Annotated in this window: 9 protein-coding genes; 4 read left to right on the forward strand and 5 right to left on the reverse strand. The window is 32.0% G+C overall.

What is annotated here, in order from left to right:
• Positions 1-88: 88 nt before the first annotated feature.
• Positions 89-2,869, forward strand: a complete 2,781-nt coding sequence (gene uvrA, locus PQF96_RS20505) for an excinuclease ABC subunit UvrA (RefSeq protein ID WP_271768036.1) — start codon at positions 89-91, stop codon at positions 2,867-2,869.
• A gap of 104 nt (positions 2,870-2,973) precedes the next feature.
• On the opposite strand, the gene PQF96_RS20510 is transcribed toward uvrA, so the two are convergent.
• Positions 2,974-3,681, reverse strand: a complete 708-nt coding sequence (locus tag PQF96_RS20510) for a hypothetical protein (RefSeq protein WP_271768037.1) — start codon at positions 3,679-3,681, stop codon at positions 2,974-2,976.
• Between the two features lie 282 nt (positions 3,682-3,963).
• Here PQF96_RS20510 and PQF96_RS20515 point away from each other — a divergent pair, with 282 nt between their 5' ends.
• The 3 genes from PQF96_RS20515 to PQF96_RS20525 all read left to right on the forward strand — a co-directional run bounded on the left by PQF96_RS20515 (position 3,964) and on the right by PQF96_RS20525 (position 6,969).
• Entirely contained in the window at positions 3,964-4,608 is a 645-nt protein-coding gene (locus PQF96_RS20515; RefSeq protein ID WP_271768038.1) for a peroxiredoxin-like family protein, read from the forward strand.
• 116 nt (positions 4,609-4,724) lie between these two features.
• Entirely contained in the window at positions 4,725-5,393 is a 669-nt protein-coding gene (locus tag PQF96_RS20520; protein ID WP_271768039.1) for a hypothetical protein, read from the forward strand.
• A 481-nt stretch (positions 5,394-5,874) separates the two neighbouring features.
• On the forward strand, positions 5,875-6,969 hold the full coding sequence (locus PQF96_RS20525) for an amidohydrolase family protein (RefSeq protein ID WP_271768040.1): 1,095 nt from the start codon (positions 5,875-5,877) through the stop codon (positions 6,967-6,969).
• Between the two features lie 86 nt (positions 6,970-7,055).
• On the opposite strand, the gene PQF96_RS20530 is transcribed toward PQF96_RS20525, so the two are convergent.
• The 4 genes from PQF96_RS20530 to PQF96_RS20545 form a co-directional block, all read right to left on the reverse strand.
• Positions 7,056-8,087, reverse strand: a complete 1,032-nt coding sequence (locus tag PQF96_RS20530) for a hypothetical protein (protein WP_271768041.1) — start codon at positions 8,085-8,087, stop codon at positions 7,056-7,058.
• Between the two features lie 195 nt (positions 8,088-8,282).
• Positions 8,283-10,877, reverse strand: coding sequence for a TonB-dependent receptor (locus PQF96_RS20535; RefSeq protein WP_271768042.1), 2,595 nt, complete (start codon positions 10,875-10,877; stop codon positions 8,283-8,285).
• A gap of 35 nt (positions 10,878-10,912) precedes the next feature.
• Complete coding sequence (locus tag PQF96_RS20540) at positions 10,913-11,833, reverse strand: FecR family protein (RefSeq protein ID WP_271768043.1); 921 nt, start codon at positions 11,831-11,833, stop codon at positions 10,913-10,915.
• 161 nt (positions 11,834-11,994) lie between these two features.
• Complete coding sequence (locus PQF96_RS20545) at positions 11,995-12,513, reverse strand: RNA polymerase sigma factor (protein ID WP_109438469.1); 519 nt, start codon at positions 12,511-12,513, stop codon at positions 11,995-11,997.
• Positions 12,514-12,543 lie beyond the last annotated feature (30 nt).

The raw sequence follows: 12,543 nt of genomic DNA on the forward strand, positions 1-12,543 counted from the left end.
TTAATTTTTTTAACTAAACTTTCATTTGACATAGGTTATAATACTTGTTTTGTAATCATTATCTTTGCGCTCTTACCGCGTATTTACTATGATTCAAGACATTACAACCTTAGATCCAAAAGACAATATAATTATAAAAGGAGCTAAACTTCACAACCTGAAAGATTTAGACGCCGTTATCCCAAGAAATCAGTTAGTGGTTATTACCGGATTATCTGGATCTGGTAAATCCAGTCTTGCATTTGATACCTTATATGCAGAAGGACAACGTAGATACGTTGAAAGCCTTTCGTCTTATGCTCGCCAGTTTTTAGGACGACTCAATAAACCTAAGGTTGATTATATAAAAGGAATTGCTCCTGCAATAGCTATTGAGCAAAAAGTAAATTCTACCAATCCAAGATCTACTGTAGGTACGACAACAGAAATTTATGATTATCTCAAATTACTTTTTGCCAGAATTGGAAAAACCTACTCTCCTATCTCTGGTAATCAAGTAAAAAAAGATCGCGTAACTGATGTTATTGAGTATGTAAAAACATTTGAAAATGGTGAGAAACTCTTATTACTCTCTCCTATTCATATCGAAGATGGAAGAACACTAGAGGGTAAACTAAAAGTACTACAACAACAAGGGTATGCGCGTATCAAAGTAAACGGCACGGTGCACCGAATAGAAGAAGCAACTATTAATGAAAAAGATGATTTTTATCTAGTTGTAGATCGTATCGTAAAAAAAGATGAAGAGGATTTTTATAATCGTTTAGCAGATGCTATTGATTCTGCATTTTTTGAAGGTAAGGGAATTTGTCATATCGAAACACTTACTGATAATAATATTAAAGAATTCAGTAACACTTTTGCATTAGATGGTATTACTTTTTTAGAACCTAATGTGCATCTTTTTAGTTTTAATAATCCATATGGAGCTTGTCCAGAATGTGAAGGATATGGTGATGTTATTGGTATTGATGGAGATCTTGTTATTCCTAATACCGCTTTGAGTATTTATGAAGAAGCTGTTTTTCCATGGCGCGGTGATAGTATGAGCTGGTATAAGGATCAACTGGTAAACAGTGCATACAAATTCGATTTCCCTATTCATAAACCTTATTTCAAATTATCGGACAAAGACAAAGACCTTCTTTGGTCTGGAAATGAGCACTTTGAAGGAATTACAAGTTTTTTTGAAGAATTAGAATCAAAAGCATATAAAATTCAAAATCGTGTAATGCTTTCTCGCTATCGCGGAAAAACAAAATGTACTACTTGTAAAGGGAAGCGTTTACGCAAAGAAGCCAACTATGTAAAAATCAATGGAGCTACCTTAACAGATTTGGTAGAGAAGCCACTTAATGAATTAGCTGATTTCTTTAAAGACCTTACCTTAAATGAATATGATACAAAAATTGCCAAACGCCTTCTTAAAGAAATCAATAGCCGTTTAGAGTTTTTACAGAATGTTGGATTGGAATACTTAACACTTAATAGAAAATCAAATACATTATCTGGAGGAGAATCGCAACGTATTAATCTAGCTACTTCGTTAGGAAGCAGTCTGGTTGGATCTATGTATATCCTGGATGAACCAAGTATTGGATTACACCCTAAGGATACCGAAAAATTGATTAAAGTATTACAATCTCTTCGAGATCTTGGTAATACGGTAATTGTAGTAGAACATGATGAAGATATCATGAAAGCGGCCAATGAAATTATCGATATTGGTCCCGAAGCCGGTACACATGGAGGACATGTCGTTGCTACGGGAGCATATGATGAAATTCTAAAAGCTGATTCATTAACAGCAAAATACTTAAATGGAACTCTTGAAATTGAAGTTCCTAAAACTCGTAGGACCTCAAAATATTATCTTGAAATCATTGGAGCTCGAGAAAACAATCTACAAAACATTGACCTTAAAATCCCTCTTGGAATCTTTACCGCCATTACAGGGGTATCAGGTAGCGGAAAAAGCACACTAGTAAAAAAGATCATTTATCCTTCTGTACTTAAGGAATTGGGAGGGTATGGAGAAAAAGCAGGTCAGTTTACAGAACTTAAAGGTAACTACAGCAATATAAAACATGTAGAGTTTGTAGACCAAAATCCGATTGGTAGATCATCACGTTCTAATCCGGTTACTTATATAAAGGCATATGATGATATTCGTAATTTGTTTGCTTCTCAAAAATTATCTAGTATTCGTAATTATAAAGCAAAACATTTCTCATTTAATGTAGATGGCGGACGATGTGAAACTTGTAAAGGAGAAGGAGAAGTTACTATCGAGATGCAATTCATGGCAGATGTACACCTGGAATGTGAAACTTGTGGAGGTAAACGTTTCAAAAAAGATGTTCTCGAAGTAACATTTCATGATAAAAACATTCATGATATACTATCGATGACAATAGATACAGCAATTGATTTCTTTTCAGATCACAATCAAACTAAGATACATAAGAAGTTACAACCATTACAAGATGTTGGACTTGGCTATGTTCAACTGGGACAGAGTTCTTCCACCCTATCCGGAGGAGAAGCACAGCGGATTAAACTCGCTTCGTTTTTGGTTAAAGGAAATACCAAAGACAAAGCCCTATTTATCTTTGATGAACCTACAACAGGACTTCATTTTCATGACATCAAAAAATTATTAAAATCTTTTAATGAATTAATATCCAAAGGGCACTCTATTTTGGTAATAGAACATAATCTAGATCTCGTTAAATGTGCTGATCATGTTATCGATCTGGGACCAAAAGGAGGAAAAAATGGAGGTACTATAATGGCTGAGGGTACTCCTGAAGAAGTTGTAAAAATAAAAGACTCATATACGGGCCAGTATTTAAAAGAAAAATTATAATAAGATATGCTTCCCTCTTACTTAAAGATAAGCATATCTTCTACTAGAAACGATATTCATCAATAATGATGTCTTTTGACCATATTTTTATATCTTCTTAGGCACTATAAAAAATCATCAAAAAAAACCTCATCTTCATCAAAATTCATTTGTATGAAATCCTCTATTTGTTCATGTAAATAGTACTCTTTTAATTCTTCATTTTCCCAAAAATCATCTTTATATATTAGTTTGGAATCACTATATAAATCAGATCTATATTCTTCTCCTTGATTCTCCATAAATGATATTGTGGCTTCTTCAATCTCTTCTTCTGAAGAAAAATCTTTAATTTTTACTAAAAGGTGATTTTTTAATGTTTTCATTGCGTCAAAAGGTATATATACGGCATTTGACAAGTTCTTTTCTTCTTCTTTATCAAGTTCTAAGTTTCCAAATTTCATCAATAACTCATTTAGAACATGAATGCTATCATTATAATCTGAAGTATAGAAATAACTATCTAATTCACTAAAGCCATCCATATGGTGTAAATCAATAGTATGAAAATTATGTTTACCAACATCATCTCCAATTTTTGTTTTTTCAAATAAACGGTCATCTATATATCTAGCACTAAAAGCCATGGTCCAGGTATCATTTATATTTGCGTTAATCTCCAAATACCTATATCCTCCTTCTAGCTCCCAATTTTCTATTTCTATCAAAGTTTCTCCTTTCTTCTCCCCCCATAAATCAATTTCTACAGGTTTAAAAACATATTTTGCATTCTTAAATTCTGTAATTCCTAATGGTTCTAAATATTTTTCCATATATCTATTATTAAAACTATTATTTTAGATTGAATTATACATACAAAAATGGTTCGTAAAAATCTATATAACCACCCCGTTTTCAGTGAATTTCATCTTTTTATTCATGTATTACCTATAGTTAATATAGTAAGACATTAGACTCATGTCATCCCTCAATAATTACATTACCACTAATGACTAAAATATAACTGAAACATTAACACTTTTATAATATTTACATCTGTAATGTAATTCGCATAATTACGGCTAAGGGTAAACATTTAATCTTAAACCAAAACAATGTCACTTACTCAAGATCTAAAAGCTCGTGCAGATCAATCTGTAGCGAAATATTCAGAAAGTACACACAGAATAATGAATAATGGTATACAAACCTTACGCGATGAAGGACTTGTATCCAAAGCATTAAAAACCGGAGATCAAATTCCAGAGATTACACTTCCCAATGCAGCCAATAAAAAAATGTCTGTACAAGAATTATTATTAGATAAAAAAATTGTCTTATCCTTCTATCGAGGTGGATGGTGCCCTTATTGCAACCTGGAACTAAAAGCATTACAAGATGCATTACCTGAAATTGAAAAACACGGAGCAACTTTGGTGGCTATAAGCCCTGAAACACCAGACAATTCATTAACTACTTCAGAAAAAAACGGATTACGTTTTGAAGTTCTTTCTGACTTAGATAATAAAATTGCCAAAGCATTTAACCTCGTATTTACATTACCAGAAGATCTTATTGAAGTTTATCAAGGCTTTAAAATTGATTTAGAAGCAAGTAACGGAAATACTGCTCAACAACTTCCAATATCAGCAACATATATAATTGATCAGAACGGAACTATCATTTATGATTTCATTAAAGAAGATTATAAAGAAAGAGCGGATCCAGAAGAAATAATTAGTTTTCTGAAAACCAAATAATTACCCTTATTTTTCATAACCTTACTCATTTTTGGCACGCGATTTGAAACAGTATTAATCAAATAGCGGAAGCCGAAAAGCTAATGAGTAGGCATAAACCCAAAACGGGTAAGGTTATGAAAAAAATGATACTTTTTACTGCAGCTTTGTTACTGATAGTAACAACTGTAAAGGCAAATGATCACAATCATGCGGATCACAAGGATAGGGTTACAAAACGCTATCATAACACACAACCAATTGTCTTTATCGAAGGAGGAATAAAATTTCTTGTTTACCCAGAAGGTAGCATTGACTATAAAGTGCTTAATCGAAGAGGTAGATCTCATTATGGAAATTGGAATACCGGAAGATATAATACCCCCGGTACATATACTCAACGTGTACGAGCACATCATAATAATTTTATTAGATATGATTATTACGGTAGACTAAAAAAGGTCGGACCAAATTATATCAGTTATGATAGATATAATAGAGTACGAAGAATAGGTACAATATCAATTCGATATAACAGAAGAGGATTAGTGTATCAAATAGGTGGATTACGTATCTACTATAACAGATATGACAGAATAAGAGAGACAGAAGGTAATATTCACTATGATGGTTGTGGATACTGTGGTATCGATGGATGTACTACAACTCATGATCCTTATTATAACAGGAATTGGCAGCCAAAATATTATAAGCACGATAATGACGATGATCATTATTATAAAAATAGAAAAAGGAAGAAAAGATATCATGACGATGATGACGATGATGATCGTGATGATGACTAAAATATAAAATTTAGTTGTTGGTTAGTTGTTTAAAATCCCGTTACCAAATACTTCAGGTAACGGGATTTTCTTTATTTGATTCCTTGTGAAATCTATCACATTTTTAGGCCTCCTGTCTCCTATATTTGGTTAATAAATTGGGAAATAGTCATGTTTTCAAAAAATAAAGTAGGGTATTTTATTTCTTTTTTGTTTTAGGTATGTAAGAGCATCATAATTCTTTCCATAGCGATCAAATTTGATTCTTATTGTGCTGATAAACCTATTTTGTAAGTGAATTAAAATAAAAATATATACAATGTAATTGGTTGGTGATTTGTTTATAAAGATCCTTGTTACTTTTCATACTTAGTAACAGGGGTTTTTATTATTGTACTATTATCATTGATTTTATAGAGTTTATAAAGTGTTGTTAACCTTTCTTTTTGACAGTATGATTATTATATATTTATGTTTTTGCTATCTAAATCAAATCACAAATATGAAATTCTGGAAAGCCTTTTTACTAGTTCTATTAGCATCTATTACACAAATAGCCGCGCAAAAAATGGAATTTGAAGATTATGATCCCCCTTCTACTCTTGTTGTACCGGGAGAAGAGGTCAAAAAAGCAAAGTTCCCTTTTATCGATGTCCATAATCATCAATTTAGAATGCCAACACAAAACCTTCAAGATGTTGTTTCTGAAATGGATAAACTCAACATGGCAGTGATGGTAAACCTATCTGGAAGAGGAAGAGGATCTGATGAACATCTTGCTAAATCATTAGAAAATGTAAAAACGAATTTCCCTAATAGATTTATTGTATTCACCAATATTAACCTTACAGGTATTGATGAACCTGGTTGGACGCAAAAAACTGTTTCTCAAATCGAAAAAGATGTAGCTCTTGGTGCCAATGGATTAAAAATTTATAAAAGTCAAGGCATGGATAATAAGGATAGTAAAGGGAATCGTATTAAAATAGATGATCCCAGAATTGGACCTGTTTGGGAAAAGTGCGGAGAACTTGGTATCCCTGTATTGATCCATTCTGCTGATCCAAAACCATTTTGGGATGCGCATGACAATAAAAATGAACGGTGGTTAGAGCTAAAACTTAGATCAAGAAGAAAAAGAGATGCTAATGTTACTGGATCATGGGAAACGATTATACAAGAACAGCATCGAATTTTTAGAAAACATAAAAACACTAAATTCATTAATGCCCATTTGGGTTGGTATGGTAACGACTTGGCTAAACTAGCAAAACTAATGGACGAAATACCAAATATGTATAGTGAAATTGGAGCTGTAATCGCAGAATTAGGAAGACAACCCAGAAATGCCAAAGCCTTCCTTACAAAATATCAAGACAGAGTGATGTTTGGAAAAGATTCCTGGAATCCAGAGGAGTATTATACCTACTTTAGAGTACTCGAATCTGATGATGAATATTTTCCTTACTATAAAAGATACCATGCCTTTTGGAAAATGTATGGATTAGATCTTGATGATGAAGTATTGAAGAAACTATACTATAAAAATGCTTTACAAATTATTCCAAATATTGATAAAAGCTTGTTTCCAAAATAATTAATAGAACTTATATCAGGTTAAAAAAACAAAAGAGGCAATTAGAACATCTATTGCCTCTTTTTATTTATCACAAACTTTATGTATTACCAAACACGGCTATTCCCGTTTTCGTCATTAAAATTTTGAAGTTCGTTCCAAATAAAATTTACTGTTTCTTGATAATTGTCTCTAACTATGCTATGTACAGTTGTAGGAATTTCAAAATCTGATGGTGGTGGTATCCCATACATAGCAGAATACGTTATTAAACTTGCTAGAAAATAAATGGTTGGCCTTCCATGAGGAGCAGCATCTTCGTATAAGTCCAAAATCGGAATTTGTTCTAAAGCTGTATCTGTAAGTAGTTTACTTATAATTGGCCCTACCGGAATCATCTTAACATTAGGCCTATCAACCAATAATGCGTTATGATAATCTAACCACCAATTATGAAAATCTCCAACTGTATTTGCATTATAATTAGCAAATTCTTCTTGAGAAGGAGGAAATGAGTTTACAAAACCAGCCATATCAGGCCAATTTTCATAAATATAAATTGTTATCCCTTCTTCTTGTTGTCCAACCCAATCAATAATATCTGTAGTAGCACTAAGAGGTGTTGTATTATCAGGATTATCTCCATCATACGGCGTATTTGCAGGTTGATACTGTACAAAATTGGCTGCGGTTAATAGTATCGTGTTAAAATTAGCCTCAGAAAATGGCTCAACATCAGAATTCCAAACTCCAGATGCTATATCAAATCCCCACTGTGCAATTGGTGGAAGATTATCATGTTGCGGTAAAAAACCATATTGACCATCTACAGCATAGCTATAACCAGCAGATTGGGATAATACATGCATCCAATGAGGAACTGTTGTTTCGTCGCTTGGAGTAGGAATAAGTGGTGGCGAGTGTACAATAAGGCTATGTCCAAATATAAATGTTTTTACATCTGTACGTAGCGGTGTTCCTTGTGTTGGAGGACTAGGGGTACCCCCTGAGTCCTGATCTCCTCCCGAATTTGGATTCATTTCAGAATCTGTGGCACTCAAAGCATCATCGCTACTATTACAATTAAGTAGCGTCAAACAAAAGAATACATAAATAAATAATAAAGAATTACGTCTCATGAATTAATTTTTAAGCATGATTAATTAAATTCAAGTGGGATGAGAGTTTAGTTAGTCTTATGATATAGTAACGTTAATCATTGCGTCAACCCTACCACAACTATTCATATAATTCTTATGTATTTGATGAAAAATGAAAACTCTTTAAGAGATGTCTATAACAAATAGGTAAATATCTAATATTAAAATCTGTTCTTAAAAATTAAAACGGATAACCACATCTGGTGTGAGTTGTAATGATTTGTTTTCAAAACTTTCTACAAAAATTCCATTTTCATCCTCTCTTCGAGAAAACCCTTGAGTAATCGTATTTTTTCTATTGTAAATATTACGAATGGAGAATCCAATCATTCCTCCCCAGGTTTTTTTAGTTTTAAAATTAAATCTATATACTGCAGAAGCATCTAGTCTATGATAATCCTTAAATCTACTAGAATTAATTCCTTTTGGATCGATTCTAATACCATCGTCTATATTATCAACATCTCTTAGTAATCTTGTAAATGGTCTTCCGGTGGCATAATTCCATCCAAGTGCAAACTCAAAATTATTAACCTTTAAAGTTTGAGAGATATTTAATACATGTCTTTGATCAAAATTTCCTGAAAAAGCATTCTGCTGTATACTAGGGAAAGTAACTAGAGCTTTACTTAAAGAATACCCTATCCAGAACCTATAATTCTGAATCCTTTTTTTTAGTAAAAAATCAAAACCAATACGTTCTTCTTTTCCTATTTCAAAAACATTATCGGTATCTGCAGAAGCAACTTCCAAAACAAAATTATTAATTGATGTTACATCAGTAAGCTTCTTATAATAGGCTTCCAAATCAAAATTCCATCCATTAATAGTGTATAAAGAACCAAAAGTAAATTGCATGCTTTTGATTACTGGAACAAAAACGGAGTCATCATTTCTAATTTTTCCAGAAAGAAGCCATACATTATCTGCAACTGGTAAGCCTTCAATTTGATTATAAATACTACCAAAAGTAACCAGGCGGTTAAGTTGTTGATTTTTTAATTCTGCCGAAGTAGTTAGTCTAAAGTTCTTTAGCACTTCTACAGAAGAAAACATACGAGGTTCTATAAAAAATTGATCTGTATTACTCAAATAGGAGCCTCTAAGTCCAAAATTCATATATAATTTTGGAGATTTATAAGTATATTCAGAAAACAAGGTATGATTATTTCCTTCTCCTCTAATTTCATCCTCCAAATCTACATCTACAACTCCATTAGCAATTTCGCTTCTATTATAATTTGCCTCATTATAAACAAATTGATACCCGACACCAAGAGTTTGTTTTGGAGTTAATGGAATAGCTAAAGAATACTCTGCCCCTATATCCTTTACTTGATTATTCTCATTAAAAATAAAGGTTTGTCGTGAATTGGTATTAGATCCAATGATCTTATAACGAGTATCATATATTGAAAAATAAACATTTGTTTTCTGGATGATATTGTTCGAATATTCTTTTCTCCAATTTAGACTAGCTCCCCCGTTCCTAAGTTTAAGAATATCATTAATACGATTAAAAGAGGTAATCGTATCTGCTTCATTTCTAATATTATCTAATCTATTTTCTGCAAATATTCCACTAAATTTTATTGTATTTTGTTCATCTGGATGCCATACAAGTTTAATGTTTGTATCAGAAAAGGAAAAATCATCTTCTCTAGCTTCCCTATCCAAAGTTCCTTGTACATTACTATCTGGAATATCTGCCCTGGTATTCTGAAAGACTTTTCGAACTAAATTATTGTATGCTATATTTCTATACACATCAGTAGTAGATCTGCGAAAAGCCGCCATCACACCTATTTTTTCTGACAAAGGAACTTTGGCAAAAATATCTGCATGAGTAAAATTTACTCCGCCTCCGATTTTAATTTTTTCGATCAAATCATCATCAGATTCTATAATCACTGCTCCAGAAATACGATCTCCATACCGTACACTGGTTCCACCTCGATATACCTTTACATTTTTGACTATATAGGGATTGAAAGTTGATATTTGATTAAAAAAATGGCCATTATGATACATTTTGATACCATCCCATAGTACCAGGTTTTGATCTGGAGTTCCTCCTCTAATATATAATCCCGCTGGATCCTCTGTTGGGCTATTTACTCCTGGCAATAATTGTAAACTCTGTAAAACGTCTGGTTCTACAAGTCCTGGTAGAATTCTGAGCTTTTTGGTAGATACATTAATAGAAGCATCTTTATTTTTTTGTACACCTGTAGTAAGATACTCATTAATAACAACCTCACTTAAACTCTGAATTTCAGAACTTAATCTAATTGTATCACAACTCGAACCTGAAAAAGTAGAAGCTTTAATTGTTTTTATATCATAGCCTAAATAAGATATAGAAATTGAATCTTTTGGTCTTAATCGTAATCTAAAATAACCTTGCTCATCTGTAAGCTTAATTGCATTATTGTTGTTTAAGATAGTAGCTTGGGTAAGCTCAAAAGTAGATGCCGCATCGACCACAATACCACATATCTCGATAGTTTCATCATTTTCTACCAAAATATAACTTTGATCGTCAACCTTTTGTAGTATAAATTGCGTTTGTTCTTTTATCTCTTTTAATAGTGAATCAATAGAGATTGTCTTTTGATCAATTTTTAGTTTTACATTCTTGACCGCTACAACATCATAAGAAAAACTATATTGATATTGTTTTTTAAATGCTTCAAAAATATTAAATATCGATTGGTTTTCAACAACCTCTACACTATCTACTTGTTGTGAGTAACCTGATATATTCAAAAAACATATTAATAATACAACGAACTCAAAACGTATCACTTATTCTTTAGGGCTATAATTTTTTCTCCTTCAAATGTATAACTAATATTCATAGGGTCAAAACTAGTACGTAGAGCGGTTTCTAGATCGTCATGATTAAAGAAACCTGTAAATACTCTTTTTACATCTACGTTTCCTGTATTAATTTTAATGTTATACTGTCTTTCTAATTCTTTTATAAGTTGGTCAAGAGATACTTCATAAAAACTACTTTTTCCATGTAACCAATCTGGTTTTAGTTTTGTAATTTCAAATAAAGACAGGCTTTCATTTTCATTGGATCTGGTAGCCTTTCCTTGGGTAAGAATAACCTCATTGTCATCTTTCTTAACACTCACTTTACCCTCGAAGCAATGCACTTCTAATTTTTTATTTCTGGAATATACGTCAAATTCGGTGCCCAAAACGGTAATTTCCCCATTTTTGGTACTTACTGTAAATGTAGATCCTTTGCTTACATCAAAAAAAGCTTCTCCTTGTAATTGAAGTACTCTATCTTCTGTAAAAGAATCTTTATCATATTTTAAAGAAGAATCTGCATTTAGAGTCACTACAGAATTATCAGGTAGGGTTATTGTTTGAGTTTGCGCCATTTCAGTACGTATTCTAACATCTTGAAAAAATATAGTCCTCAATCCAAAAATAACCAAAATTACCGCTGCAGCACTATACATCCAGGTTCGAAGTTTAATCACTTTTGAACTTTTGGATTTATTATATGAAGCATTGTAGATCTTTTGTTCTTTTAAACCTTTTTCTACATCGAACACAGGTCTTTCAAGTCGTTCTACTCCTTTTAATATATCCTTATATGCCAAATAGTCTTCTGAGTTTTCAAAGGCTTTACGTTCTTCATTAGAAAGCTCTCCAGATAACCATTTTCCTAAAAAATCATCTTTATTCATATCACTTTTCATTAACTTTCTTTTATAGAGTCATCATCGGATAAAGGTGAAAACACTAAATTCTTATATAAAGTTGAATTAACGAACGAATTAAGTTCCTTCGTTGTAAGTTCACCGTATATCCATTTAGCCAAAAATTCATTTTGATAATGTTGATCTAAAAAATTCATATTTTACAGATTAGGTGTTTTTATTTTTTTTCTTAAAATAACTAATGCCAGATGCATTCGTTTTTCTACAGCTTTTACAGAGATTCCAAGCATTTCTGCAATTTCTTTGTAGGTTTTCTTTTCTATTCTATTCAATAGAAAAACTTCACGTTGTCCTTCTTTTAAACCAGAAATAGCCATATTTAAGCGATGCATAAATTCTTTTTCTTCCATCTGAAATTCTGGCGATTCATTGGTATATGTTTTTTGCTCTATTTCCTGGTATTTTAAAACTGTCTTTTGATGCACAATAGCATTGATTGAAGCATTATTAGCTATTTTATAAAGAAAACTTTTAGCTGCACCAAAAAGTATTTTTGAACAATTAATCCATAATTTGGCGAAACTATCCTGAACAATATCCTGAGCTTTTTCCATATCGCCATATTTATAGTAGAGATAATAACATATCTTTTCTGCGTGTTCACGGTATAATTGTTCATATATTTTTTCTTCGCAAACACTAATTACTTTCTCTGGCATTTTCAAAAAATTTAAGTCAGTTATATTTTA

Origin of the sequence: Aquimarina algiphila, assembly GCF_947494415.1 — a bacterium.
GTDB lineage: Bacteria > Bacteroidota > Bacteroidia > Flavobacteriales > Flavobacteriaceae > Aquimarina > Aquimarina algiphila.

Bases quoted from the DNA above. Each gene is read 5' to 3' on its own strand.
- PQF96_RS20545 (WP_109438469.1), bottom strand. From the start codon at position 12,513: ATGCCAGAGAAAGTAATTAGTGTTTGCGAAGAAAAAATATATGAACAA.
- PQF96_RS20525 (WP_271768040.1), top strand. From the start codon at position 5,875: ATGAAATTCTGGAAAGCCTTTTTACTAGTTCTATTAGCATCTATTACA.
- uvrA (WP_271768036.1), top strand. From the start codon at position 89: ATGATTCAAGACATTACAACCTTAGATCCAAAAGACAATATAATTATA.
- PQF96_RS20515 (WP_271768038.1), top strand. From the start codon at position 3,964: ATGTCACTTACTCAAGATCTAAAAGCTCGTGCAGATCAATCTGTAGCG.
- PQF96_RS20510 (WP_271768037.1), bottom strand. From the start codon at position 3,681: ATGGAAAAATATTTAGAACCATTAGGAATTACAGAATTTAAGAATGCA.
- PQF96_RS20520 (WP_271768039.1), top strand. From the start codon at position 4,725: ATGAAAAAAATGATACTTTTTACTGCAGCTTTGTTACTGATAGTAACA.
- PQF96_RS20540 (WP_271768043.1), bottom strand. From the start codon at position 11,833: ATGAAAAGTGATATGAATAAAGATGATTTTTTAGGAAAATGGTTATCT.
- PQF96_RS20530 (WP_271768041.1), bottom strand. From the start codon at position 8,087: ATGAGACGTAATTCTTTATTATTTATTTATGTATTCTTTTGTTTGACG.